Consider the following 26779-nt stretch of genomic DNA (forward strand, 5'->3'; position numbering starts at 1 on the left):
AAGACATTGGGAGCTTCCCGGAGACAGCCCCCCATAGGCAGCGCCAACGATTAACGGCTCCCACAGGCTCCCAGAAAATCCCCCCGGACTCCGTACTGACTCCGTACTCTCATTCCAAATTTTCATCGGCGCGGCGTTTGATATACTCGATTGGGCTGAATGTCGAATAGTTCTATTTTAGAGCTTTGCGCCGCATGCTGTCTTCCAGCACCCGCAAGCACAACTCACGCGCGGCACCGGCAAGCAGACACCATATAATCGCCCGCACAAAAGATCGCCATCGGCCGCTTGGTCGGGCTCAATAAATCAGGTGTAGCCTTGCGCGCCAATGCCTCATTGAACCAGGCATCGCGCACCGGCGCTTCGCCCAGACTCACACCCACATCGTTACGCGCCGCCCAATAGCACGCTGCGCTCTGGCCGGTGTGATAGGTCCCCGCAAAAAGCGATGCGCGTATGGCGCTGCTCAATCCGATTGGCGACAGCACTACGCGCGCCTCGCGGCGCCGAAAAATAAAACGGCGCCAGCCACAGGCTGGTCGCCGCCGAAGACGTGGCCGAAATCACCACGAGAGCGAACCCCGGCTTATTGCGAGGTCACCGTCAGGACTGGACGATAATTGAGGTTGCCGTGCTCTTTCGTCGCATAGTCCACTTCGCCGTTGGAGCCATACGCCGCAGACGACTCGATTTCCAGCGACAGCTTCTTGTCACCGGACATGGCACTGCCAGCAAGACTGGTCAGGTCGATCGTCACTGGCGTATTCACTGCCGGCACGGCGAACGAGACAGTGGCGCCGCCGGCATTCGCCGGCGCATTGCTGAAGGTCAGCGCGCCCTGGGTCCACGTATCGCTCGCGGTCTGGTTGATGTTGTGGACCATGCCGCTCACCGTACCCACCGACACCGGCGTCAGCGTCAGCTTGGCGCTGGTGACGGTGCCAACCACAGAAGACAGATCGAACTTCAGGTAGGACTTGCGCAAATAGCTGGTGTTATCCTGCTTCACCACCATGCTGGTCGCGGCACCGTAGTTGGTGCCGGCATACGTGCCGTCACGAACATAGGCATCGTCGGTCGGCGACAGCACTGCCTTGCTGCTCAGCGTCAGGTGGGCATTGTAGGACTTGCCGGCCGAGCCGTTCACTGCCACCGCCAGCGTTGTGGTCGAACTACCCTGTGTGATCGTGATGGCGGGATCGTTGCTCACGACCGCGGCCGCAATTTTATTCAACACCAGGTTGATGCTCCCGGTGTTCACTTGGGTCGGATCGGCCACCGCCAATTGCAGGTCGTTGCCATTTTGCTGTAGCGTCACCACCGCCTTTTTGTCGCTGGTCAGGAAAGCCTGGCCGTTGATATTCAGGGTTTTGCTGCCGTCGTTCCAGAACACGGCGCCAGTCACGCCCTGCGAGCTGTCGCTCACCGCAGTGATGTTGGTGTCCCGCTGCAGTACCGTGACCGGATTGCTGGCGGCGAAGGCCGCAGTATCCGCCGGGCTGCGGTTCGGCAGCGTGATGAAGGTGTAAGCTGCGCCGCTCGGGTTGACGCCGTGGTCCAGCGCCAGGCTCAGATAGTTGGCGCTGACGGTGGCGTCGCTGTTGGTGAGGGGATTCGAGTCGCTGTGTATCCAGTTGTCGGAACGGGTTTCACGCACAGCCGTCACCGCCGCCGTGCCAGGGAATACATAACCGATGTCGGAACCGGACACGCTGCCGGCCAGATGCGCCCAACTGGTGCCGCTCAAGACCGCGCTGCCATTGGTACTCAGTTGGCTGCTGCCGTTTACGGTCAGGACATTGTCGCCATTGGCGTTCAGTTGGCGGTTGTCGACGATGGTTTCGGTGTCCGCGCCATTGGTATTGGCGATACCGGCGCCCACGGACACGATACGGTCGCCAAACAGGAACCAAGCCTTCTTGCCGGTCAACGGGCTGCCGGTGACGCTAGTCATCACGAAGTCCATCGAGGCGGTGGCGAACTGGTTGTTCAGCAACGCGAAGCCGACGTTGTTCTTGGCATAGTTGCTGTAGAACGTCCAATCTGCCGTCTGCGCCCTGGTGCTGCGGTCGGTGGTAGTGCCGGCCAGGCGAGTCATGTCCACCGTGCCCCAGTAGTTGCCGGCATATTGGGTCAAGTCGGCGTTGTACAGGCTGGTCGTGCCGGCACCAAACCACCAGCCCTTCAGGTTTTCAGCATTGCCTTCCTCATAGGAGCCCATGCGCTTGCTGTCGAAGGTCGACAACGCGAACGCATAGCCGGGTTGGCGCAACAGCGCGCGGTCGGTGGCGGGGAATACCTGGGTCAACACCGGCTCGGCCGTTGGCGTGATGTTCGGATCATTCAGGAATCCCTTGATCAGCGCGATATCGTAGGCGCTGACCCCGGCATTCACGCCTGCCACGGCGGTCGGCACAGGTGTGAAGTAGCTGCTGTACGACAGATTCGGGTTCAGGAAGGTCGTGTCGCGCTGGACCTGGCCCGCAAGGGCGGCCTGCAACGTGCTCTGCATGTAGCCCGGCGCATCGTTGGACAGCACTGCCGCCAGTTCAGCCAGCGCGCCGACCGTCGAGCGGCCCTGCACGTGGTCCCAGGAGTACTGGTCGGCAATGTGGCGACCGCGCTGGTTGTCCATCATGGCGCCGTTGTACATATAGGGCATGAAGGACTTCATGGCCCAGGTATACGGCGCCCATTTGTTGGGATCGGTGACGTCCCAGCTGGAACCGTTGAGGATGTAATACAGCTTGGCAAAGTCCGAGATCAAGGGCAAGCCATAGCCCCCCAGGTAAGGAAGGTGGGTATGCTGAACAAAGGAATTGTCGGCATAGAAACCGTCTCCGGTCGTCACGTTTTGCAGCACCGCGCTGAGGGCGTCGCGGCCGGCGGCGATCTTGGCGCCGTTCTTGCCGATGATACCGCGCAGCACCACCACAAAGGCCTTGTCGAGACGGTTAGCACCCGTTTCCGTCGATATGCCTGGCGTGCCGTCGGGATTGGCGCGGTTGGTCGGGTCCGGGACATAGAAGTCGATGGCATCGATCATGGCGGCCACCCGCGCTGTCCCCAGCAAGCCCTGGTTCGTGGTCGAGCTCAGCATGCCGTTCAGCGCCTGCGGCGTACCGATCTGGAAGTTCCACCAGTTGTCGTACCAGGGAACGTTCCTGCCGTAATAGGTGCCCATCAGGAAATCGTAGCCCGCCAGTACTGCGGCGAGGACGTCCGCATTGTGATAGTAGGAAGAACTGGACGAGTTGTAGGCGCCCAGCAGCGAGTTCAGCCGGGTGAAGCTGCTGAGAATATTGCCAGAAGGATTGGTCGGGCTACTCGCGGTCGATAACGGCAAATCCGGCCACAGCTCGGTACGGTTTGCCGCCGTCTCCATCGTGCTCCAATAAACGTCGTTGTTGTTGCTCGAATTGGCGGTTTGCATCGCCACATCCGGATCATTCGGCGCCAACGGCGGCGCACTGGCGGTGCGGCCGTTCCACTTCGCCAGCAGTGCATCGAACTCATCTGCTCGCGCCGCGCCGCCGTGCAATCCCGCGCCCATCAATACCGTCACCAGAACGCTGACGCGCCATCCTTTATGTCGTTTCATTGCTTGTCTCCACTATGTAGTTCATCCAAGTTCAGTAGGCCGCTAACTGGTAACGTTAGCACCCATGCACGTATTATCGCGCTTCAGGTCTTTGATATTGACTTACCGCGTACGCCCGGCTCAGGTCTTTCTCAAATTGACTATGCTAACGTTATCACGAACAAACAGACCGGCACAAGCAAGGGGTGGCTTCCGTTGCGCTATCGATACTTCGGCGACCAATTTCGGAGCCGCCTACGGTCTGTCCTGCGGCAGGAGGAACCGGGCCAAGAAGGTCCGGCCATGGGCTTCGGCGGTCGCGATTCGCAGGCGCAAGGTGGGCGCCAGTTGCACCACCTCGATGCCGGCGTCGTGCGACACGACGGAGGCGACCGGGCGCTGCAATTCCAGGATCAGCTGGCCAGCCTGCTGGGTCGGGTCTGCCACAGCGAGCGACAATGCGCCGCCCTGCTCCTGCATGGCGACGACGGCCGGCTGGGCGCTCGCCAGCCATGGTGTGCCATGCCGGAGGGCGCTTTCCCCGCCACGCCAAAACACCGCGGCATACAAGCCCTGCGAATCGTCGCTGGCCGCCGCCACGCCCGCCGCGTTGTCTTCGATCCGCAGGGCGCGCTGGCTGCAATAGGCTGCCGTGTCCGCCACGCTGGCGCCTGGCAGCAGCAAGTAACTGTAGGACGCGCCTTCCGCGCCGGTGGACACTCCATGCTGCAGCGCCAGGCTCAGGTAGCGTTCGCTCACCAGCGCCTGGCTCTGCGTGGCATGGATATCCGACCAGCGGCCGCTACGCTGCTCGCGCAAGGCCACCAGCGTCTGCCGCTGCGGGAAGCAGTAGCCAATTGCCGCAGCCGGCGCATTGCCGCCCAGATGGGCCCATGCCGGCCCTTCCAGCCGCACCGGCGAATCCGAAGCACCGACCTCGCGGCCGTCGATCAGCAACACCTGCCCCTTCCCGCCCCCCAGCTTGCGGTTCTCGACGATGGTTTCGGACTCCCGGCTGGCGTGGATGCCTGAACCCAGCGCCAGCACCTTGTCGCCGAACAGGAACCAGGCCTTATGGCCGCGCAAGTCGCTGCCCGTCAACTCCGCCGTGCTGAAGTCCATGCCCAGCACGCCATTGCGCCCTGCCAGCGTGGTGCCGCCGGCCCAGCCAGCGCTGTTCAGGTAGGCGTGCCACTCGACCGGCGTGCCGCCGGCGCTGTGGTCGGTGGTGGTGCCGGGCAAACGCTGCCAATCCACCGTAGGCCAGAAGTTGCCGCCAAACTGAGTCTGGTCGGCGTCGTACAAACTGAGCATGCCGGCGCCTGTCCACCATCCACGCGCGTTCTCCCGGTTCCCATACGAGAATGCAGAGATGCGCGGCGAGAACAGGCTGAACGCCACACCGAAGCCCGGCCCCCGGAATATGGCGCGGTCCATCGAAGGAAACAGTCGCACGCCCAGCGGCTCGGGCGCGGCCGGCACCTGAGGATCGGCCGCGATCTCGCGCAGCAGCCGCATCGCGTACAGCGACGGCTTGCCCGCTCCCTGCAGGTAATCGGCACCGAAGCTGCGGTCGCGCGCCATCCAGCCTTTGACGGTGGCGCGCAGTTGCACGGCCGTGGCTGGCGGCGCGGTTTGCGCCAGTTCGGCCAGCGTGGCGGCGATGCCGCGCCCGACGCCATGATCGGTATGCCCCTGCTGCGACACCTTGCGGCCGCGCACCGTATGCACCATGGCACCATCCACGACCAACGGGATGAAGGAATCCAGCGCCCAGGCATAGACATTGGCCAGGTTCGGATCCCGGATCGGCCACGGACCGGCGCCCAACAATGCGATCAGGCGCGCCATGTTTTCCAGCGCCACCGCTCCGTAGTTGCCCGCATAGGGCACGACGCCGTGCTGGATGAAGGAGCCGTCGACATAGAAGCCATCGCCGCTTGTCACATAGCGCAGCACCGGCGCCAGCGCGTCGCGGGCCGAGGTCACCGTGGCCTCGGACTTACCGAGCATGCCAAGCAGCACGTGGGCCTGGATCTTGTCCAGCAGGTTGGCGCCGGTTTCGAGCGCGGTCTCGAAGCTGCCATCGGGACGCCGGCGCCGGCGCGGGTCCGGCACCATGAAGCGCACTGCCTCCAATTGCCGCGCCAGCAGTGGCGGCGGCACCGCGTCGCCCAGCAAGGCCAGGGTGTTCAGCAGGTGCACCGGGCTGCCGATTTGCCAGTGCCACCAATTGCCATAAAAGACCAGGCCGGCGTGATAGTGGTGGGTCTCCATCCAGTCCAGGCCGTGCAATAGCGCCGCCAGCAGCCTCGGGTCGCGGTGCAGGACGCAGCCGGGCGTGCCCCACAGGCGCGCCATGTCCGCAAGCCGCTCGTAGTTGCTGGTCACCATGCCCGAGGCCGCATAGGACCATGGATTATTCCAGTCGGCCAAGTCGGCCCACAGAGCTTTCGCCTCGGGCTGCAGATCCATTTGTGCCAGCCACTTCGTCACTTGCCCACACTGGGCCGTCAGCACCTCGACCATGGCGCCATCCAGCGGCACGGCACCTACACCGGTCTGGCGCGCCGACCACGCCGCCCGCATGTCGTCGAAGCCGTCCGCCCGTGCCGGCAGGGCAATCACGGACGCCAGCAACAACGCGGAAACAAGGATTGGGTATCGCATCATGACCTCACTTGAAAAAGGAATCTTAACATGATAACGTTAACTCAAAATCCGATGTGGCGAAAATTTGCCGAGCTTCCCATCCTGAACCCGACACGAAAGAGAGACAATGAGCCAGTCACGCCGCAGTTTCCTGAAACAGGCCGCCGTCGGCAGCACGCTGCCGATGCTGGCGTCCGGTGCCGCCGGCGCGCGCGATGCCGGCGCCGCCCAGCGCCCGCTAAACCTGGTGGTGGTCTTCCCCGACGAGATGCGCGCCCAAGCGCAGCAGTTCATGGGCATGGATCCGGTACTGACACCAAACATCGACCGCTTTGCCAGCCAATCCTGCGTGATGCGTCAGGCCGTCGCCAACTACCCGCTGTGCACGCCCTCGCGCGCGATGTTCATGACCGGGCAATACCCGATCAGCAACCGCATGGTCGGCAACTGCCTCGACTACTCCGCCCTGGTCGGCGTCGACCTGGCGCGCACCGCGGTGTGCTGGTCGGACGTGCTCAAGGCGCAGGGCTATGCCACCGGCTACATCGGAAAATGGCATCTCGACGCGCCGCATGCCCCCTACGTCGCCAGCTATAACAATCCGCCGCTTGGCAGCAAGTGGAATGAATGGTGCCCGCCAGAGCGCCGCCACGGCTTCGATTTCTGGTACTCCTACGGCACCTTCGACCGGCACCTGACGCCGATGTACTGGACCAACGCCAGCACCCGCGACACCCCCATCCATGTCGATCAATGGGGGCCGGAACACGAAGCCGACCTGGCGATCCGCTACCTGAAGAACGAAGGCGGAAAATTCCGCGACGCCGCCAAGCCGTTCGCGCTGGTGGTTTCGATGAACCCGCCCCACTCGCCCTACGACCAGGTACCGCAGCGCTACCTCGACCTGTACAAAGGACACACCTCACGCGAGCTCACGCCGCAGGCCAATATCGACTGGGACAAGCACTACGAGGACGACAAAGGCCCGAAGAACTCCAAATCCTACTTCGCCAGCGTCAGCGGCGTGGACGAACAATTCGGCCGCATCCTGGCGGCGCTGGACGAGGCGGGGATGCGCGACAACACGCTGGTGGTGTTCTTCTCCGACCACGGCTGCAACCTGGGCGCCCATGGCGAGCCGACCAAGAACAATCCGTTCGAGGAATCGATGCGCATTCCGATGATGCTGCGCCTGCCCGGCATCATCGCCCCGCACATGGACGACGCGTTGATGTCGCTGCCGGACCTGTATCCCACCATGCTGTCGCTGCTTGGCCACAAGCAGGCCATCCCCAACACGGTAGAAGGCAGCGACCTGTCCGCGCGCGTCAAGACCGGCAAGGGCGACACGCCCAGCTCCCAGCTGTACATGCGTATCCCCTACGGCCAGCAGGCGTTCGGCCTGCGCGGCGTGCGCACGGCCCAATACACATTGGTGCTGAACCGGCGCGATAAGCAAAAGACGCTGGGCTACCAGCTGTATGATAATCTGCGCGATCCTCTGCAGATGCAAAACATCGCCGCCGATAACATGGCACTGGTCGATGACCTGGTCAAGAAAGAACTGACACCGTGGCTGGAACGCACCGGCGACCCATGGCGTCCGGCGCCGTTCGACAGCAGTGCATCGAGCGCACAGCAGGCGTTTCATACTGCCAAGGGCAGCGTCAGCCACTAACAAACCCAAGAGCACTCATGACGAGCCGCCGTAACAGCTGAGCGGCCGCTGGAGTAGCGGCGTCGCCTGCGCGACGCCGCTACTCCAGCGTCACCAGCACGATATCGTTGGTACGCATCGACAACGGTATCGTCCAGGCGCCGTCGTCGCCGACCTCGATCTGGCGGGAAACTTCGGGCAGGTCGCGGGTGGTGCGCTGAAGCTGTTCCAGCTGCGCCGCCGTCAACGCTTTCGGCGCGCCCATCCCGATGTAAGCGGTGTAGGCATCGTTGGCGTTGAAACCGGTCCGGTACACCTTCAACGCATGCGGACCCGGACGCAGGTTGCGCAGCACCAGCGTCACCGGCGCGGCCGGCCCGGCCGGCACGATACGGCTGTAGAAGGGACGGTTGCTGGTCGCCTGCGCCGGCTGCGAAAAGTTCCACACCAGCGCCCTGACGCCATCCTTGTCAGCCGCTGCCAGCACTTGATCATCCGGCACCGGAATAGCGTTACCGCGCAGCGCATGCAGATATTTGTAGGCAAAATACGCTGGCTTGCGGATGCCTTCGCGATTCAGCAATCCGAAGCCGCCATGGAACGGCGTGGGCGGCGGCCCCGCCTCCTCGAACAAATCGCTAAAGGTCCAGTAGCTCATCGCTTGCGCCCATCCCTGCGAGCCTTTCAGCTTGTCGAGGATGTAGGAGGCGCTGACGTACGAGTCGTGCACCGGGTCGCGCGACGAATAGCTGCTGCTCCATTCCGTGAAGTACAACGGCAAGGCGGGGAACCTGGACGCCTTGATCTGCCCGCGTACCTTGCGCACATCTCCGACAATGGCAGCGGAGGACTCAATCAGCTTCAGGTCGGCCTTGCCGTCCTCATCGAGGAAGCCACCGCTCACGCCATAGGTGTGCGTGGTAACGAAATCCAGCGCCGCGCCGCTGTGCGCCACGTGCGCCAGAAACTCCGGCACCCAGCGCGCACCGGCCGTGGACGGACCACCGACGCGCAACGCCGGGTCGATCTGCTTGATGGTGTTCGAGGTCTGCACGAACAGGTCGAAATAGGCTTGCTGGTCGCCGTTTTCCCAGAACGCGGGATGATTCGGCTCGTTCCATACTTCAAACGGCCAGGTCTGTACCTCCTCCTTACCGTAGCGATCTTCGATGTGCCGGATAAATTCCTTCACCAGCGCTGTCCACGCCGCCATCTCCGGATGCGACGAGTTGGCTTTCCAGTAGAAGACCTGGTGATTCGATGTTGCCATTACTTTCGGCGTGAAGCTCAATTCAACGAAGGGCTTGATGTGGCGCGCGAGCAGCGCGTCATACAGCTGGTCGATCTTGCTCCAGTCGTAGACCGTCTGGCCGTGCTCGATGCGCACGGTCCCCAATGCGTCGTGGAAGATTCCGTGGAAACGCACATAGCGAAAGCCTAGCTCATCAACCACCGTTTTCAACTGCGCCAGGCTGTCTTCCCGCATCAGGGTGCCCGGATAATCCGAGCCCACCGCCAGGTCGAAGAAACGGTCCACAGCTTGATCGGCCCGGGCTGCGTCGATCGTGATGCTGCGCGTCTGCGCCGCCGCCGACAAACAGAAGCAGGCCGCCAGCAGGCCTGCAGACCCCAGTAGAAACCGCCTGATCTTCATGGACTCTCCTTTCATGATTTCCGCTACGCCGTCACCAGCAACTTGACGGACTGCAGTCGCACGCTGTCTGGAGCTTTTATATGCCTTGTGTTAACGATACCCCATCCTATTTCCCAGCGCAATAGCCGGAAAGCGCCCTGGCGCAACACAGTACAAACTTGTTTAATACACCGCCTCGTGATAACGTTCACACATTCTTAATGACACCGGGAGACTTCCTAATGAGCCAGAACCACGACACCCGCAAACCTTTCCGTCGCCTGCTGCTGACCGGCGCCGCCGGCGGCCTGGGCCAACTGTTGCGCGAAAGAGTCAAACCATGGGCGGATGTGGTGCGCCTGAGCGACCGCCACGGCCTGGGCGAGGCCCGGCCCGGCGAAGAAATCGCCCGCTGCGACCTGGCCGACCGCGATGCGGTGCTGGCTATGATGGAGGGCGTGGACGCGGTGCTGCACTTCGGCGGCATCTCGGTGGAGGACCGTTTCGAGCCCATCGTGCAGGCCAACATCCTTGGGCTGGTGCACCTGTACGAAGCGGTGCACAAGGCCGGCGTCAAGCGCGTCATCTTCGCCAGCTCCAACCACGCGGTGGGCTTCTACGAGAACACCGGCGTGATCGACGCCGACATGCCGCCGCGTCCGGACGGCTACTACGGCGTCAGCAAGTGCTTCGGCGAGTCGCTGAGCCGCTACTACTTCGACCGCTTCGGCATCGAGACCGTGTGCATCCGCATCGGCTCGGTGCTGCCGGAGCCGACCACGCGCCGCATCATGTCGACCTGGCTGTCGCACGACGACTTCGTTGAGCTGCTGCGCTGCTCGCTGGTGACGCCGCGCGTCGGCCACACCATCGTATTCGGCTCGTCCGACAACGACGCGCTGTGGTGGGACAACAGCAAGGCGCGCCACCTGGGCTTCCGCCCGCGCGACAACTCGCGCCAGTTCGCCCATCTGTTCCCCGACACCGGCGAGCGCCCCGCAACCGACGACCTGCCAGCCCGCTACATTGGCGGCCCATTCGTCACACGCGGTCCGATGTACTGAGTTCCTCGCGGCGGCGCAGGTGCGCCCGCAACACGGCGTACCACAGCCCGCTGCCCACCAGCGCCACCATGCCGGCGGCCAGGAATATCAGCCGGAAATCGTTACCGCTCCATTCCAGCACCACGCCGACCATCGGTGTGAACAGCATGGTCAGCAAAGCCGTCACCGAGGTCGAGAACGCGGCCAGCTCCGAGAAGCGCTGCTGCGGCAGCAGCCGTGGCAGCAGCGCGGCGGTGCCGCTCAAGAAGGCCCCGGCCAGCACACCGTGCACCACCAGCCACACCAGGAACGACATCCGCTCCACCACCAGGAACCAGGCGCCCAGCATCGACAGCGCATACAGCGTCATCACCACCAGCGCGATGCGCAGCGGATGGACACGGTCCGACAGCCAGCCCAGCGGCAAGGCCAGCAGAACGGAAATGCAATAGGTGGCGGCGATGGCCTGGCCGAAGCTGCTGCGGTCGGCGCCGAACTGGCTCATCGCGTTGTAACCGTTGATATTCACCGGCAGCAGACAGATCGCCGAAATCCCCAGCGCGGCAAACAGCAGCACGTAGAACCACGGCGCCTGCTCGCCCGGCGCACGCAGCCGGTGCAGGCCGCGCGGCGCTGCCGCTGCCGGTGCCGGATAGGCGGGTTCGCGCACGCGCGCGCACAGCAACAGAAAGCCGGCCAGATGGATCGCCGCGATGGCCAGCATCACCGGCCGCGCCACCGCCGGCAGGTCGTTGCCGAACACGAAATAGAAGAAGCCCGCCCCCACCGCCAGGCTGACGATGCGGAACAGGCCGAAGAAGCGACCCAGCAAGGGGCGCGGCACGGTGTCGGCGATCAGCGCCACGAACAAGGCGTTGCCCAGGATGGTGAACAGCTCGAACAAGGACCAGAACAGCGCCATACAGGCGACCACTGCCTCGCGCCGCATGGCCGGCGGATACACGCCCAGCGACACCAGCAGCTCGCCCAGCGGTTCGCTATAGGCCAGCCCCACCAGGCTGGCCGACAATAGCGGCGCGCCCACGAGCAGAAAGGGAATGCGGCGTCCAAGCCGGGTGCGGATGCGGTCGCTCCAGGCGCCAACGGCCGGCGCGAACAGCAGGGCCAGCACGGCCGGCACCGCGCCGAACAAGGTATTGAGCAGTACCGGATTCTGGCTGAACTCGCGCAGCTGGACCTTGACCAGCTCCTGCACCGCGCGCTCCTTCAGCGACCAGGCCAGGTCGCCGAGCAACAGGTAGACAAACAAGGGCAGCAGCGCCAGCAGACCCGCTGCCGCCACGGTGGTTGGAGTGTGCCGCCCGGCCACGTTCCCTTGGTCAGGCTTGCTTGCGGCTGCGGCGGCGCGCCGGCACCGCTGTCGCGCACGGCCCGGTCGAGCCGCGGATCACAAACTCGCTGGGGAACTCGATGCGCTGGCGCCGGCCCGGCTGGCCCTGGATGCGCCGGATCAGCTCCTGCACCGCAGCCTGCGCCATGGCCGCCATCGGATGGCGCAAGGTGGTCAACCCCGGCTGCATGACCGACGCCAGCGGCGTATCGTCGAAGCCGATTACCGACATCGCTTGCGGAATCTTGATGTCCTTTTCGCGCAGCGCGCCGATGCACCCCAGCGCCATGCTGTCATTGGCGGCGAAGATCGCGGTGGGCGGATCGGCCAGCGCCAGCAGCGCGCGGCCGGCGGCCAGACCGGAAGGTTCATTGAAATCGCCCTGCCGCACCAGTTCCTCGTCCACGGGAATACCGGCCTGCGCCAGCGCCGTGCGATAGCCGCGCTCGCGCTCCTCGCTCTGGCCGGTGTAGGCAGTGCCGCGCACGAAGGCGATGCGGCGGTGGCCCAGCTCGATCAGGTGGGAGACCGCGTCGAGCGCGCCGTTGACGTTGTCGCCGCGCACCACCGGCAAGGTGGTCTCGTGGCGGCAGTAGTTGATCAGGACGATGGGGCTGGTGCTCTTTTCCAGCGTGCGCAGGTAGTCGTCGCTCATGCGCGGCAGCACGTACAGCAGGCCGTCCCACAGGCCGTGCAGCATCTGGCTGACACGCTTGCCCTTGCCATCCCCCAGGTCGCCCAGCGAGTTGTAGATGAACAAATCCATGTCGTACTTGCGCACTTCCTCGCTGACGGCCGTGACGAAGCTGTTCACCACCACCGACGACAAGTCGTTGACCACCACACCGATGACGTTGGTTTTACCGCCCTTCATCATGCGCGCCAGCGCGTTGGGCGCATAACCCAGCTCGTGTGCCGCTGCCTGCACCTTGGCGCGGGTCTCGTCGGACGCGTAGCCCTCGCCGCTCAAGGCGCGCGATGCCGTCATCACCGAAACGCCCGCGCGCTGGGCCACCTCCACCAACGTCACCGTGGCTTTTTTCTTCATCGGCCTTCCCTTAAACGTAGTCCAGCCTGTGCGGCTGTTCCGGGCCATTGTACCGGCATCGATGCTGTTAACGCTACCCGGCAATGCAAAAAAGCGCACAAGGCGGTAACACCCTGTGCGCGAAGGCGGGGCCAGGCCCACCGGAGATACAATCGTTACATCAGAACGCGTAGTCCACGCGCAGCGCGAAGGAGCGCTGATAGTCGCGGGCCGGCATCCAGGTGGTGTAGCTGACCGGCAGCACCGGATTGGGCGCCTTCGAACTCCACAGGGCCCCCACCGGGCTGTTCGATAGACCCCACGCGTAGGACTTGTTGAGCAGGTTGTTGACCATGAAGGTCACCTTCAGTTTGTTCTGCTTGTCCTTCAGTCCGGCGCCCAGGTTCAGGATGCCGTAGCCACCCTGGATGGTCATCGGATCCTGGTTCAGACTGAACTGGGTCGCGCTTTGCCAGCGGTAGGCGCCAGTGAAGAAGGCGTCGTACGTGCCCGCCATGGGCAGGTCGTACTGGCCGCCCAGGTTGAACTTGACCTTGGGCGCGTTCGGCAGCGTCTTGCCGGACAGGTCGGCGGTGTTGGTGTTGTTGAACTTGGGATTGGCGACGACGCAGCCGGCGCCCGGCGTGGTAGCGGAGCCCGCCGCGTTCAGCACCGAGTAGCACGGACCGTTCTCGAATTGCGTGATGATGGCCCTGGTGTAGGCGAAGCCGCCGTTCAGCGTCAACTGGCGGTTCACGCGCCAGCTCAGATCCGCCTCCAGTCCGCTGGTCTGCAGGCCGCCAATGCTGTGCAAGGTGGTGCGGTACACGCCGTCGGCGTCGAACACCCCGGCCGATTGCTGGAAGCCCGTGAAGCGGGTGCGGAACACGGCCAGATCGAGCGACATGCGGTTGTCGAGCAAGGTCAGCTTGGCGCCCGCTTCGATGCTCTTCGCATCTTCGCCCGGCACCGGCTGGAACTTGGCGCTGGTCGCGCTGAAGCCGCTGGTGAGGTCGTAGGCCTTGCCCTTGTGGCCGGTCGAATAGGTCAGGTAACCCATGGTGGCGGCATCGATGTGGTGCTGCAGGCCGAGCTTGCCGGTGACCTTGTTCTCGCTGTCGTCGCCTTGGTAGTGCTCGGTCAGCGAGCGGCCGGCCGGTGGCGGCGTGTAGCGGCTGAAGGTGTAGCCGGTGTCTTCCTTGTTGAAGCGCAGGCCGGCCACCACGGCGGTCTGCGGCGTCAGGTCGTAGCTGCCCTGGCCGAACACCGCGTAGCTGGTGTTGTAGGCGGAAGCGCCGTAGTCGGTGGTGTAGGTGGTCGGCGCCGGAGCGCGGGTCAGTTCGCGGCCCAGTTGGTTGTCGCCATACCAGAGGCCGGCCAGCCAGCGCAGCGGGCCCTTATCCGGCGACACCAGACGCAGCTCCTCGGTGCGCGAGTTGACCTCGAACAGGCCATACTGGTACTGGCCGCCATGGAAGCCGGTCGGCTTGCCGCCCACCAGCGGGTAGTAAGCCAAGATGTCGGCGTCGGTGCCGTCGCCGTCCTGGTAGTCGCGCATCTCGTAGTGCGACACCGACGAGATCGAACTCAGCGTGTAGCCGTCCAGCGCGCTGCCGGGGCCAAAGGCGTAGCTGACCTTGGCGCTGACGCCCATGTCCTTGTAGGTGCCGCCGGCCGGGTAATCGTTGCGTACGCTAACATTGCCTGGACCCGGGTTGACGCCCTTCATCACGGTGGAGAACGGCAGCTGCGCGGTGTTCTGGTACAGGCCGCCGGTGGTGCCGCCGGCCGACATCGAATTCAGCGGCATCACGCAGCAATTCTTGGTGCCCTTGCTGGCGTGCGGCGAGACCGACACGGTCCAGTTGTCATTCGGCGCCCATTCCAGCTTGCCGAGGATGCTTTCGCTCTGGTCGCCGTTCAGGTGGCTGCCGTCGGCCAAGTTCTTGACGACGCCGTCGAACGACGACTTGCTGGCCGCCACGCGCATGCGCACGGTGTCGCTCAGCGGCCCGGCCACCGAGCCGTTCACGCGCCATTCGCCGTCGCTGGTCAGGTAGCTGCTGGCCTTGCCTTTCCAGATGCCGTCGATCGGCTTGGTGGTGATGTTCATCGCGCCGGCGATCGCGCTTTTGCCGAGCAGCGTGCTTTGCGGGCCCTTCAGGATCTCGATGCGGTTGACATCGGCCAGGTCCTTGAAGGCGTTGGCCTGCATTGCGAACGGCACGTCGTCGATGACCACTGCCACGTCCGATTCCACGCCAATGCCCAGCGAGAAGGTGCCGATGCCGCGCAGGTTCAGGCTGTAGTTGCCTGGCTGGGTGCTGTAGGACACGGTCAGCGCCGGCGACAGGTTGGGCAGGTCGTCCATGTTGCGCAAGTTGTTACGCTGGATGACGGCATCGTTCAGCACCGTGATCGACTGCGGCACGTCCTGCAGGTTCTGGGCGCGCTTGTTGGCAGTCACCACCACGGTTTCCAGCTTGCCGGTGTCCTTGGCGGCCTCTGGCTGCGGCTGCGCAGCCTCCTGGGCTTGGGCCATGCTGGCCAGGGCAATCGCCACGGCGACCACAACTGGGCGAATGACGATGCCGGCTGCCGGATGTTGTTTGTTGTAGGTATTCACTGCTGCTCCTCCTTGTTGGAAATCTATCACTGCCCGGCGCATTTAGCTGCGTCTCTATTGTTCACAACACGAATGTGAACGTTATCACAATCAGTTCTGAAAAACGCGGCAACCTTCCACCGCGCATTTATGTTAACGATACCAGCGTTTTTATCGTAGCTCAAGATAAATTATTTCTGCTGCTCAAAAAACCACAACGCTGTACTTTCCGGCATGCTTACTGCGACACGCTGACCTTGACCGGCCGCGCTTGGCGCGCGGCGGTGTCCGCGACATAAGCTTCCCAGGCCTTCGCATCGGCGAAGTTGCCGCCCTTGCTCCAAGCCCCGCCCAGGTAGTACGTGAAGGTCTGCTCGGGCAAGGCCGCGCCCAACGCCAGGTAATGCCCATTGTTGACGGCGAAACCGGTGGCACCCGGCACGATCACCGCGCAGGCATTGCTGCCGTTGTCGCCCATCTGCGGCTCCCAGTAGCTCATGTAGTCGGCGCCTTGCACATAATGCCCCCACCCTTCCCGCTGCACGATGCCGACGCCCACTGTCAATGGTCCAGCGACCGGGCTGCTGAAGGTGCTCTCCACGCGGCTGAAGTTGCTGCCCGCGTCCAGGCTGATGCGGCGCGTCTCGGCCACCTGGCGCCCGCCCGCGTCCCAGGCGTCGTAGCGCAGCTCGAACACAGCGCGCAGCGGGCCATCAGCCAAAACTTTCCAGCTGGCGTAGTTGCGCGAGTTGTGCAATACCTTGCCGTCGAAGATGCCGAGGCCGCCGCAACCGCGGGTCTGGCCCACGTGGTAAAAGTCCATGCCCTCGCCCTTGTCGAGGTGATAGTCGCCAGCGCGGTACCAGGCGTCCTGCACCAGCGTGTGCGAACGCTTGGACCACAGGTCGACCCCGCTCGACACCAGCATCTCGCGCGGATCGGTCATGATTGCCGGACCGTAGACGCGATGCGCCACTCGGTCGTTCTCCCACGCGAAATCGTCCATGCGCTCGGGCACGAAGCGCGCATGCGCGCGCGGCACCATCGGCGGCACGGCAGGCACCCGGGCACGCGGCAGCAGCAGGAATCGGCGCGCCTCGCCCGGCATCAGGTCGGACTGGAACAGCAGCCCCCGGTCCAGCGGCTGCGCCGGCAGCAGGCGCGAGGTCAAGGCATCCATCACGACCGTGTCGCCCCCTGCCGCCGGCACCTCCACCGACTGCTCCGGGCGGTACAGCTGGCTGTCGTTGCTGACCGTGACCACGCGCGGCGCGCCCTGCTCCAGCAGCGCCATGCGATACAGTTCGCCGCCGGCCAGCAGGAAGCCGCCCACCGCGAACACATCGGTCGATTCCGGGTCGAACTTGCGGGGATCCTCGCCGATCGGCTGTACGTGGATCAGCTTGCCATCAGCCTGAACGTGGCCGGCCAGCGCCTGCCATGCGCGCCGCACCGCCGGCGCGAACCTGGCGCGTGGCAGGATGCCCTGGTTGACGCCCCAGGCCAGCGCATAGGTGTACAGCGCGGTGCCGCTGCTTTCGCGGTTGGGATAGGTGACCGGATCGAGCAGGCTGGAACGCCACAGGCCATCGTCCTGCTGCAGGCTCAGCACCTTTTCCGACATCTCGCGGAACTGCTGCACGAAGCGGGCACGTTCCGGGTGATGCTCCGGAATGTACTGCAGCATGCGCGCCAGGCCACCCAGCACCCAGCCGTTGCCGCGTCCCCAGAACACCTTCTTGCCATTGGCTTCGCGCTGCTCGAAGAAGCGGCTGTCGCGGTAGTACAGGTGCTCCTCCTTATCGTACAGGTAGTCCGAGGTCAGCCACCAGTTCCTGATGGCGAAGTCCAGGTAGCGCTGGTCGCCGGTGGCTGCCGTCATGCGCGCCCAGGTAGGCGGCCCCATGAACAATGAATCGCACCAGGCCCAGCGCTGCTGCACGCCCGGCGTCTTCCAGTTCAGCGAACCGGGGCGAGGATGGGCCAGCATGTCGTCGAACTGGGCGCGCAGCGGCGCGATCATCTTCGGGTCGCGCAGCTGCAGATAGAGCTCGACATAGGTCTGGCCGACCACATAGTCGTCGGCATGGAAGACACTCGGACCGGCGCGCCAACCGTTGCGCTCGCCCATCGCGCGCATCGCGGCCCGGTATTTGTCGCTGCCGGAAATACCGGTCAACGCCATGAAGCCGGTGTCGCCGACACCCTCGGTCCAGTCGTCCGGCGGATAGCTGGACGGGTGCGCCAGCTGCCAATCCGCCACTCGCTCCATCAGGGCCAGCACGGCCCTCGGTGCCTGCGCCGGGGCCGAGGCCGGCGCGGCTTCGGACGCGACGGCCGGCGCCGATAGCATGCTGGCCGGCGCCAGCAGGATCAGGCTGGCGCACAGGCCGGCCAGCGGATACGGGGGAAATTTACGAGCGGACATAGGCTATCCATCCTTTTTTGAAGTTGGCAAAGTACCAGGCAGGCCCGGCAATGAGATAACGATACCACACGATATTCCACGATGTGAAGTGCTTTCGCCTGTTCCAGGCTATTCCATTTACTTTTGTTGCGAATTTGTGGTAACGTTATCTAATGAACGCACCTTCTCACCGCTACCGCCCTGCGCTGCGCTGCGCCCTGGGCCAGCTGGACCGGATGCTGGTCGAATTCCGCAACCGTTTTCCAGACGACGCCAGCGCCGGCCAGCACTATCGGCTGCGCCGGCATGGCGCGCACGCGCCGGGCGCGAACGTTGGTTGGACCAGCGGTTTCTGGACCGGCATGCTATGGCTCGGCTATGAGCTAACCGGCAAGGGCCGCTACCGGGAAGCGGCCAGCGCGCAGGCCCGGGACTTCGGCGCCCGCCTCGCCGCGCACGTCGAGCTGGAACACCACGACCTTGGCTTCCTCTACTTGCTCAGCAACGTGGCGGCCGACCGCATCGCCAGCCTGCCGGGCGCGCGCGGCACCGCACTGACCGCCGCCGACCTGCTGCTAAGCCGCTACCTGCCCGGCGCCGGCGTGATCCAGGCCTGGGGCACGCTGGACGACCCCGAGCAGCGCGGCCGCGTGATCGTCGACTGCATGATGAACCTGCCGCTTCTGCACTGGGCCAGCGCCATCACCGGCGATCCGCGCTACACCGAGGTGGCGCGCAGCCACCTGGAGCGCAGCAATCCGCAGCTGCTGCGCGTCGACGGCTCCACCTGCCACACCTTCTATTTCGACGCCGACAACGGCGCGCCACTGCGCGCCGCCACCCACCAAGGCCTGGCCGACGAGTCATGCTGGGCACGCGGCCAAGCCTGGGCGCTATACGGCCTGGCCCTAAATCACTGGCACCTGCCGGACATGGGACTGCTGGAGCAAGCCTGCAACGTGGCCGACTACTTTCTAGCCCACCTGCCACCCGACCAGATCGCCCACTGGGACCTGGCGCTGCCGCACGACAGCGACGAACCGCGCGACAGCTCGGCTTGCGCAATCGCCGCCTGCGGCTTGTTCGACCTGGCCCGGCAACTGCCGGACGGCCCGCGTCGGCACCACTACGCGGCGGCCGCCGAACGTCTGTTGCACGCGCTGGTGCAGCGCTGCGCTGGCGAATATCCGGAGGCAGGCGGCCTGCTGCGCCACGGCACCTATCACCGCCTGGCCAACCTCGGCGTGGACGAATGCACCCTATGGGGCGACTACTACTATCTAGAGGCGCTGGCGCGCCAGCACGCCGGCTGGACCAGCTTTGACCGCTATCCGCGCTGGGACGTTGCGCGCCCGGCACTGTCGCCGCCGGCGGGCGCCGCCGCCCACCAGTTTCCATCTGCCGCGCAGTAAGCCGGATCGGGGCCGCCCGCCGCCTCGCATATTGGCTTGGACCACGCTACCAGCACCTGGTATTTACACTTGCGCAACTGACAGATATAGTCTGAAAAGCAGCAGCCCGTCACTTACCGGAGCTATTAGCATGCCACTCACAAGCGATCACCCTGTCAAACCGGTCATCCTGGTAGTCGATGACACCCCCGACAACCTGCTGCTGATGGCCAACTTGCTCAAGGACAGCTACACCATCAAGGCCGCCAACAACGGCGAGAAGGCGCTGAAGATCGCCAACGACAACCCGCCCCCGGACCTGATCCTGCTCGACATCATGATGCCCGGCATGAACGGCCACGAGGTGGCCCAGGCGCTACAAGCCGAGCCGCGCACGCGCGCCATCCCCATCATCTTCCTGACCGCGATGGCCTCCAGCGAGGACGAGTCGCGCGGCCTGGAAATGGGTGCGGCCGACTACATCACCAAGCCGATCAGCCCGCCCGTGGTGCTGGCCCGGGTACGCACCCAGCTCAAGGTCAAGGACGCGGCCGACTTCTTGCGCGACAAGAACGACTACCTGGAGCAGGAAGTGCAGCGTCGCATGCGCGAGCTGAGCGCGATCCAGGACGTCACCATCCACGCCATGGCCTCACTGGCCGAGACGCGCGACAACGAAACGGGCAACCACATCCGCCGCACCCAGCACTACGTGCGTGTGCTGGCCGAGCACCTGCGCGGGCATCCGCGCTTCCGCCAATTCCTCGACGACGACACCATCAAGCTGCTGTTCAAGTCGGCGCCGCTGCACGACATCGGCAAGATCGGCATCCCGGACAGCATCCTGCTCAAGCCGGGCCGCTTTACACCGGAGGAGTTCGAGATCATGAAAACCCACACCACGCTGGGACGCGACGCGATCGCCCACGCCGAGCAGCAACTGGGCACCGACGTCGACTTCCTGCGGCTGGCCAAGGAGATCGCCTACAGCCATCAGGAAAAATGGGATGGCAGCGGCTATCCTGAAGGCCTGGCCGGCGACGCCATCCCGATCTCGGCGCGGCTGATGGCGGTGGCCGACGTGTACGATGCGCTGATCAGCCGCCGCGTCTACAAGGAAGGCATGCCGCATGCGCAGGCGGTGCAAATCATCCTCGACGGTCGCGGCGCGCATTTCGATCCGGACATCTGCGACGCCTTCCAGGCCTGCCTGCCGGTGTTCCAGCAGATCGCCGCGCGCTTTGCCGACAGCGACCAGGACATGGCCAGAAAAGCGGCGGCCGCTGCCCACACCGCGCCGGCCGCGTGAACCGATTCAAATGAGATCGCCGCTTCCATATCTTGAACGACTGCGCCTGCGCCAGAAACTGGTCGCCGGCTTTTGCGTGGTGCTGCTGCTGGCGCTGGCGCTGGGACTGCAGAGTCTGCTGGCCCAGGACAAGCTGAGCCGCGACATGCAGCGCCTGCTCGCCGAAGGCATGATCGGCATAGTGCAGGTCAAGGAAGCGCGCATCCAGCTGAACCATTTCGAGCTGGCGCTGTACAAGATCGCCAACGCGCCCGACCCGGTCGCCGAAGACGAGGCCATGCAGCACCTGGAAGACGCCCGCGAGCACCTGCACTTCGCGGCCGACGAGGCCCGCAACACCTTGCTGCGGGTCGAAAACCAGCAGCGCATGGCCAACTTCGATAATTTGCTCACGCGCACCGAACGCACCGCCGACGAGGCGCTCGATCTGGTGCGGCAAAAACACCCCGGCGCGGCCCAGGCTATCCTCGACAGCGAGCGCTTCCAGCAATCGGTACGCGGCGCCGACCAGTTGCTGGCCGAGATCGCCGCCGTCAAGGATGCCAATGTCCGCAGCACTGTCTACAACATCCGCCAATATGCCGACAGCAGCAACCTGCTGACCTACGGGCTGCTGCTCGGCGGCCTGACCCTGGCGTTGCTGTGCGCCGGCGGCATCAGCATGTCGATACGGCGCCCAGTCGACCGGCTGCGTCAGGCCGTCGACAGCCTGGCCAGCGGCCAGCTCGACACCGTCATCCCGCATACCGACTACAACAATGAGACCGGCGATCTGGCGCGCGCCATCGCCCTGCTGCAGATCGAGGCGCGGCAACTGGAAGAGCAACGCTGGATCAAGTCGCAGGAAGCGGCGATCCAGGCCGAGCTGCAGCAGGCCGGCACACTAGACCAACTGGCGCAGCAATTCCTGACGCTGGTGGCGCCGCTGCTGAACATCGGCCGCGGCGTGCTGTACACGCTGGACGCGTCGGGCCGCCAGTTGCGTCTGAGCGGAAGCTACGCGACCGACGCCGGGCGTCCACCGGCCACGCTGCTGCCACTGGGCAGCGGCCTGCTGGGGCAATGCGCGCAGGACCGTCAGCCGCGCCGTCTGGCCGAACTGCCGGAACAATATGCGACCATCCAGTCGCAGCTAGGCCAGGCCCATGCGCGCCACCTGCTGGTGCTGCCGCTGCTGCACGGCGAGCGCCTGATGGGCGTGCTGGAGCTGGCCAGCTTCGATCCGCCGGCCAGCGTCGAGAGCGCCCTGCTGGACGAGTTGCTACCCAAGCTGGCGATGACGATGGAGATCAAGATCCGCGACCAGGCCGTGCGCACCCTGCTCGAACGCACCGAACAGCAATCGGCCGAACTGGCGCAGCAACAGGTGGCGCTGAAGGCTACCGAGGCCTGGTACCGCGGCATTATTGAAGCGGCGCCGGACGGCATGTTGGTGGTTGACGCCAACGGCCATATCCTGCTGACCAATCCGCAGTTGGACAAGTTGTTCGGCTACGCGGCCGGCGAGCTGGCCGGCAAGCCGATCGAGACACTGGTGCCGCAGGCCCTGCGCGGCCGCCATGTCGGCGAGCGCGACGGCTTCATCGCCCACGGCAGCGCGCGCCAGATGGGCAGCGCCGATGCCGACCTACACGGCCTGCGCAAGGATGGCAGCGAATTCTCGGTCGAGATCGGCCTGTCGCGCCTGCCGGCCATCGAGGGCCGCGGCGTGTGTGTCTGCGCCTCGGTGCGCGACATCACCGAGCGGCGTGCGATGCAGGCCGCGGTCGAGGCCAGCGAAGCCCAGCTGCGCAGCGTACTCGATAGCAGCCCGGTGGCGATGGTGATCGAGGACGCACATGGGGAGCTGGTGTACGCCAATCACCAGCTGGAAACGCTGTTCGGCGCCAGCAAGGAAGAATTCAGCGGCGACGCCAACTACTGGTGCGACCAGGATGCGCGGCAGCGCTTCCGCCAGGCCGTCGCCGAGGGCAATGTGCTCAATTACGAAGCCGAGTTCCGGCGCGCCGATGGGGGCCGCCTGACCTTACTGCTGTCGTCGATCAGCCTGGCGCAGGGCGAGCGGCCGCTGCGCATCGAGTGGTACTTCAATATCAGCGAACGCAAGCTGGCCGAGGCCGAGGTGCTGCGCGCCAAGGAGATCGCCGAGGACGCGACCCGCGCCAAGAGCGACTTCCTGGCCAACATGAGCCACGAAATCCGCACCCCGATGAACGCCATCATCGGCATGAGCCACCTGGCATTGAAGACGGAGCTGGACAAGAAGCAGCGCAATTACATCGAGAAGGTGCACCGCTCTGCCGAAAACCTGCTGGGCATCATCAACGATATCCTGGATTTCTCCAAGATCGAAGCCGGCAAAATGAGCATCGAGCAGGTGCCGTTCCGTCTCGAGGACGTGCTGGAGAACTTCGCCAGCATGATAGGCCTTAAGGCCGAGGACAAGGGACTGGAACTGCTGTTCGCAGCGCCGTCCAATCTGCCGACCGCGCTCCTAGGCGACCCGCTGCGCCTGGGCCAGATCCTGATCAACTTGGGCAACAACGCCGCCAAGTTCACCCACCAGGGGGAGATCGTGGTCGGCGCCGAGATGGTTAGCGAGGTGGACGGCCAGGTCGAACTGCATTTCTGGGTCAAGGACAGCGGTATCGGCATGACGCCGGAACAGTGCGCTGGCCTGTTCCAGTCGTTCAGCCAGGCCGACAGCTCGATCACCCGAAAATACGGCGGCACCGGGCTGGGGCTGGCCATTTCGAAAAGGCTAGTGGAGCTGATGCAAGGCCGAATCTGGGTCGAAAGCACCGCCGGCCAGGGCTCGACCTTCCACTTCCACGCCTGGTTCGGGCGCCAGGCCGATGTCGCGCCGCGCCGCATGTTCCACGCCGACGAGCTGCTCGGCCTGCGGGTGCTGGTGGTGGACGACAATGCCAGCGCGCGCGACATCCTGTCGACCATGGCACGCAGCTTCGGGTTGGAGGTGGACGTGGCCGACAACGGCCACAGCGCGCTGCGTGCCATGGTGGACGCCGAGCACCGCGCCCTGCCCTATGACCTGGTACTGCTGGACTGGCGTATGCCGGTGATGGACGGGGTGGAAACCCTGCGCCGCATGCAGAACGGCGCCGTCACCCATGTGCCATCGGTGATCATGGTAACCGCCTTCGGCCGCGACGAGGCCCATGAAGCGGCCGCTTGCCAGCAGGTAGTGCTGCCGGCGCTGCTGACCAAGCCGGTCACGCCGTCGACGCTACTGGAGGCGATCGGCGAGGCGCTGGGCAAAGGCGTGGTGACCGAGACCCGGCAGGCCGAGCGTCACGACCGCAGCGCCGCCGACCAGGCCAGCCTGACGGGCGCGCGCATCCTGCTGGCCGAGGACAACGATTTGAACCAGGAACTGGCGCGCGAACTGCTGGAAAGCGCCGGCATCGTGCTGACCATCGTCAATGACGGAAAGCAGGCGCTGGACCTGCTGGCCACCGGTGTGGAATTCGATGGCGTGCTGATGGACTGCCAGATGCCGGTCATGGATGGCTACACCGCCACCCGGAAGCTGCGCGAGCAGCCGCGTTTTGCCCAGCTGCCAATTATCGCGATGACGGCCAATGCAATGGCCGGCGACCGCGAACAGGCGCTGGTGGCCGGCATGAATGACCACATCTCCAAACCGCTGAACGTGACCACCATGTTTGCCACCATGGCCAAGTGGATACGGCCGGCGCAGGCGATCAACAGGCTGCCTGGCGCCGGCGAAGGCGACCGGGGTGCAGCTAGCCCGGCAGAGGCGGCGATACCCGGCTTGCCCGGCATCGACACCGCCGCCGGCCTGGCCACCAGCATGGGACGCCCCGATCTGTACCGGCGCCTGCTGGGCCGCTTCCGCGAAGGCCAGGCCCGGTTCCGCGCCGAATTCGACGCAGCGCTTGGCGGCGCCGATGCGGATGCGCCGGCACGGGTCGCGCACACGCTGCGCGGCACGGCAGGAAATATCGGCGCCAAGGCGACAGCAGCCGCAGCGGCGGCGCTGGAACTGGCCTGCAAGGCCGGCGCCGGCGCGGACGAAATCGCACTGCGGCTCGCTGAAGTGGTGCAGGAACTGACGCCAGTGCTGGCGGGACTGACAGCGCTCGACGCGGCCGGCGCTTCGGTCAATACTGTCAATACGGCCAATCCGTCCGACGCGCCGCTATCGCCCAAGGCCGCCGCCCTGCTGTCCCAGTTACGCACCCTGCTGGCCGACAGCGACACCGCCGCCCTCGACGTGCTGGGTGAACTGGCAGACCTGGTGCAAGGCCAGCCGCTGGCGCGCCAACTGCGCCACGCCAGCCAGGAAGTGGAACGGTTTGACTTCGACGCGGCGCTGCTGGCGTTGGACGCCCTCGGCACGCCGCCTGCGTAATCCGGTTATGGCGGCGCGGGCGCCGGCCCGGCCGGCAAGGTGACAATCAGGGTGGTGGTATGCGCGTCGTCATCGACCGCGAACGCCACCTCACCATGCTGCGCCCGCGCCAGCAGCCGGGCCGAATACGTTCCCAGGCCGGTGCCCCCGGCCTTGCCGTCTGTGACAAACTTGTCGAAGAAGCGCGGCCGGATCTGCTCCGGTATCCCCCCCTTGTTGACGATCTCGATCCGCAGCGGCGCGCCCGCAAACAGCGTGGCGCTGACCCGCCCCCGCTCCGGCGACGCCTCGCAGGCATTCTTGATCAGGTTATTCAGCAGCGAATAAGTCAGCATCGCGTCGCCCAGCCCTGTCGGCGGATCGGTGCCGACATCGAAATCGGTATCGACCGCGATCACCAGCTGCTTGCCCGCATAAGAGGCGCGTGCCGTCTCCACCACCCGCCGCAGCATGTCGCCGATGGCCAGCGGTACCGCGTGCAGCACGTACTTGCCGGTCTCGATCTTGTACAGTTCCGTCGACAGGTTGACCATGTCGATCACCTGCAGCATGGCCTGCTCGGCCAGCCGCAGCTGCTCGGCCTGGCGCCGATCCAGGTCGCCGGCATCGGCCAGCGACTGCACGATGCCGATGGCGCCGGCCAGCGGCCCTTTCAGGTCGTGGCGCGTCATCGCCTCCACATCGTCGCGCAGGCGGGCGATGGCTAGCATGTTGTCGTAATCGGCCTGCAACTGGCGGCGCAGCTCCACATAGCGCATGAAGTTATCGACCCGCAGCTTGAGCTGCACCGGATCGATCGGCTTGGTGACAAAATCGACCGCGCCCAGTTCCATGCCCTGCAGTCGGGAACTGTCGTCGGTCAGTGCGGTGACGAAGATGATCGGCACGCTCTCGGCGCTCGGATGCTCGCGCATGCGGCGCGCCACCTCGAAGCCGTCCATGCCCGGCATCATCACGTCCAGCAGCACCAGGTCGGGCGGCGTATCCGAGCAGCACAGCGCCAACGCCTTCTCGCCGTTGTGCGCGGCCTTGATGCGGTACTGGCCCTTGAAGACATTGGCCAGCACGTGCAGGTTGTCGGCGGTGTCGTCGACCAACAGCATGGTGGGCGGCGGCGGCGCCGTCGGCGGCAAGTGAACGGCGCCCTGCGGCTCGATCACCACCTCGACTGCCGATGCGGCGACGTGGTCTGTCGCCTTTGCCGGCGCCGGCTCCGCCGCTGGCGGCGCAATCTGATGCGCCATCGCGCGCTTGATGCTGGTGGCCAGGCGCCCCGCCGTATAAGGCTTGACCAGCAGGTCGCTGACGCCGCTGGCGATGGCCGACTCGATGCGGCTGCGCTCCGCTTCGGCGGTGATCATGATGAACGGCGTATGCGCGTGGCGCGGGCTGGCCCGCATCAGCTGCAAGAGCGCGATGCCAGTCATGGCCGGCATGTTCCAGTCAGAGATCACCAGGTCGTAACGGATCCGTTCCAGCATCCGCCAAGCTTCGGCGCCATCGCCCGCCACATCCGGCGATCCGCAGCCCAGCGCGACGAGCTGGCCGGCCGTCACCTTGCGCATCGTCTCGACATCATCGACCACCAGCACCTTCAGTACTTGCGCCATGCATCTCCTCCCCAGTCGGCCGCCGACGGATCGACCATGGCCTGTGCCCATTATCGGGTATTTTTGCCAAAACGCTATATTTTTGCCGACAAAAGCGGGCGGGGATACACATTGACCG

General features: G+C 64.9%; 14 protein-coding genes. 5 read left to right on the forward strand and 9 right to left on the reverse strand.

Going from position 1 to position 26779, the window contains the following annotated elements; translation table 11 throughout:
- Positions 1–224: 224 nt before the first annotated feature.
- From ACEN9O_RS25375 to ACEN9O_RS25385, 3 genes are all read right to left on the reverse strand, one after another.
- Entirely contained in the window at positions 225–488 is a 264-nt protein-coding gene (locus ACEN9O_RS25375) for a hypothetical protein (RefSeq protein ID WP_495614569.1), read from the reverse strand.
- Between the two features lie 98 nt (positions 489–586).
- Entirely contained in the window at positions 587–3601 is a 3015-nt protein-coding gene (locus tag ACEN9O_RS25380; RefSeq protein WP_495614570.1) for a polysaccharide lyase family 8 super-sandwich domain-containing protein, read from the reverse strand.
- A gap of 234 nt (positions 3602–3835) precedes the next feature.
- Complete coding sequence (locus ACEN9O_RS25385) at positions 3836–6253, reverse strand: polysaccharide lyase 8 family protein (RefSeq protein ID WP_495614571.1); 2418 nt, start codon at positions 6251–6253, stop codon at positions 3836–3838.
- A gap of 106 nt (positions 6254–6359) precedes the next feature.
- On the opposite strand from ACEN9O_RS25385, the gene ACEN9O_RS25390 reads away from it, so the two are divergent.
- The gene (locus tag ACEN9O_RS25390) at positions 6360–7910 is read left to right on the forward strand and encodes a sulfatase family protein (protein WP_495614572.1); all 1551 of its coding nucleotides are present in this window, start codon (positions 6360–6362) and stop codon (positions 7908–7910) included.
- A gap of 79 nt (positions 7911–7989) precedes the next feature.
- Here ACEN9O_RS25390 and ACEN9O_RS25395 read toward each other — a convergent pair whose 3' ends face one another.
- On the reverse strand, positions 7990–9543 hold the full coding sequence (locus tag ACEN9O_RS25395; RefSeq protein WP_495614573.1) for a GH39 family glycosyl hydrolase: 1554 nt from the start codon (positions 9541–9543) through the stop codon (positions 7990–7992).
- A 221-nt stretch (positions 9544–9764) separates the two neighbouring features.
- Here ACEN9O_RS25395 and ACEN9O_RS25400 point away from each other — a divergent pair, with 221 nt between their 5' ends.
- Positions 9765–10586 carry an NAD-dependent epimerase/dehydratase family protein gene (locus tag ACEN9O_RS25400; RefSeq protein WP_495614574.1) on the forward strand — a complete coding sequence of 274 codons (822 nt, stop codon included), beginning with the start codon at positions 9765–9767 and terminating at the stop codon, positions 10584–10586.
- On the opposite strand, the gene ACEN9O_RS25405 is transcribed toward ACEN9O_RS25400, so the two are convergent.
- The 4 genes from ACEN9O_RS25405 to ACEN9O_RS25420 all read right to left on the reverse strand — a co-directional run bounded on the left by ACEN9O_RS25405 (position 10564) and on the right by ACEN9O_RS25420 (position 17976).
- On the reverse strand, positions 10564–11895 hold the full coding sequence (locus ACEN9O_RS25405) for an MFS transporter (protein WP_495614575.1): 1332 nt from the start codon (positions 11893–11895) through the stop codon (positions 10564–10566). The genes ACEN9O_RS25400 and ACEN9O_RS25405 overlap by 23 nt on opposite strands.
- A 10-nt stretch (positions 11896–11905) precedes the next feature.
- Positions 11906–12964: a LacI family DNA-binding transcriptional regulator gene (locus tag ACEN9O_RS25410; RefSeq protein WP_495614576.1), complete on the reverse strand. Its 1059-nt coding sequence runs from the start codon at positions 12962–12964 to the stop codon at positions 11906–11908.
- Between the two features lie 160 nt (positions 12965–13124).
- Positions 13125–15569 carry a TonB-dependent receptor gene (locus tag ACEN9O_RS25415; protein ID WP_495614577.1) on the reverse strand — a complete coding sequence of 815 codons (2445 nt, stop codon included), beginning with the start codon at positions 15567–15569 and terminating at the stop codon, positions 13125–13127.
- Between the two features lie 217 nt (positions 15570–15786).
- A complete protein-coding gene (locus ACEN9O_RS25420) occupies positions 15787–17976 on the reverse strand; it encodes a glycoside hydrolase family 88 protein (protein ID WP_495614578.1) in 2190 nt (729 codons plus the stop codon).
- Positions 17977–18128: 152 nt separating this feature from the next.
- Here ACEN9O_RS25420 and ACEN9O_RS25425 point away from each other — a divergent pair, with 152 nt between their 5' ends.
- The 3 genes from ACEN9O_RS25425 (at position 18129) to ACEN9O_RS25435 (ending at position 25051) form a co-directional block, all read left to right on the forward strand.
- A complete protein-coding gene (locus tag ACEN9O_RS25425; RefSeq protein WP_495614579.1) occupies positions 18129–19367 on the forward strand; it encodes a glycoside hydrolase family 88 protein in 1239 nt (412 codons plus the stop codon).
- A gap of 130 nt (positions 19368–19497) precedes the next feature.
- Positions 19498–20655 (forward strand): response regulator, encoded by a 1158-nt coding sequence (locus ACEN9O_RS25430; protein ID WP_495614580.1) that lies wholly within the window; start codon positions 19498–19500, stop codon positions 20653–20655.
- A 10-nt stretch (positions 20656–20665) separates the two neighbouring features.
- Positions 20666–25051 carry a response regulator gene (locus ACEN9O_RS25435; protein WP_495614581.1) on the forward strand — a complete coding sequence of 1462 codons (4386 nt, stop codon included), beginning with the start codon at positions 20666–20668 and terminating at the stop codon, positions 25049–25051.
- Positions 25052–25056: 5 nt separating this feature from the next.
- Here the strand turns inward: ACEN9O_RS25435 and ACEN9O_RS25440 are convergent, their stop codons facing one another.
- A complete protein-coding gene (locus ACEN9O_RS25440; RefSeq protein ID WP_495614582.1) occupies positions 25057–26661 on the reverse strand; it encodes an ATP-binding response regulator in 1605 nt (534 codons plus the stop codon).
- Between the last annotated feature and the right edge of the window lie 118 nt (positions 26662–26779).

The sequence above is a fragment of the Duganella sp. Dugasp78 genome, assembly GCF_059491455.1.

Excerpts from the sequence above, each read along its gene's own strand:
- ACEN9O_RS25380 (WP_495614570.1), bottom strand. The coding sequence starts at position 3,601 with ATGAAACGACATAAAGGATGGCGCGTCAGCGTTCTGGTGACGGTATTG.
- ACEN9O_RS25385 (WP_495614571.1), bottom strand. The coding sequence starts at position 6,253 with ATGATGCGATACCCAATCCTTGTTTCCGCGTTGTTGCTGGCGTCCGTG.
- ACEN9O_RS25390 (WP_495614572.1), top strand. The coding sequence starts at position 6,360 with ATGAGCCAGTCACGCCGCAGTTTCCTGAAACAGGCCGCCGTCGGCAGC.
- ACEN9O_RS25395 (WP_495614573.1), bottom strand. The coding sequence starts at position 9,543 with ATGAAGATCAGGCGGTTTCTACTGGGGTCTGCAGGCCTGCTGGCGGCC.
- ACEN9O_RS25400 (WP_495614574.1), top strand. The coding sequence starts at position 9,765 with ATGAGCCAGAACCACGACACCCGCAAACCTTTCCGTCGCCTGCTGCTG.
- ACEN9O_RS25410 (WP_495614576.1), bottom strand. The coding sequence starts at position 12,964 with ATGAAGAAAAAAGCCACGGTGACGTTGGTGGAGGTGGCCCAGCGCGCG.
- ACEN9O_RS25420 (WP_495614578.1), bottom strand. The coding sequence starts at position 17,976 with ATGTCCGCTCGTAAATTTCCCCCGTATCCGCTGGCCGGCCTGTGCGCC.
- ACEN9O_RS25425 (WP_495614579.1), top strand. The coding sequence starts at position 18,129 with ATGAACGCACCTTCTCACCGCTACCGCCCTGCGCTGCGCTGCGCCCTG.
- ACEN9O_RS25430 (WP_495614580.1), top strand. The coding sequence starts at position 19,498 with ATGCCACTCACAAGCGATCACCCTGTCAAACCGGTCATCCTGGTAGTC.
- ACEN9O_RS25435 (WP_495614581.1), top strand. The coding sequence starts at position 20,666 with ATGAGATCGCCGCTTCCATATCTTGAACGACTGCGCCTGCGCCAGAAA.
- ACEN9O_RS25440 (WP_495614582.1), bottom strand. The coding sequence starts at position 26,661 with ATGGCGCAAGTACTGAAGGTGCTGGTGGTCGATGATGTCGAGACGATG.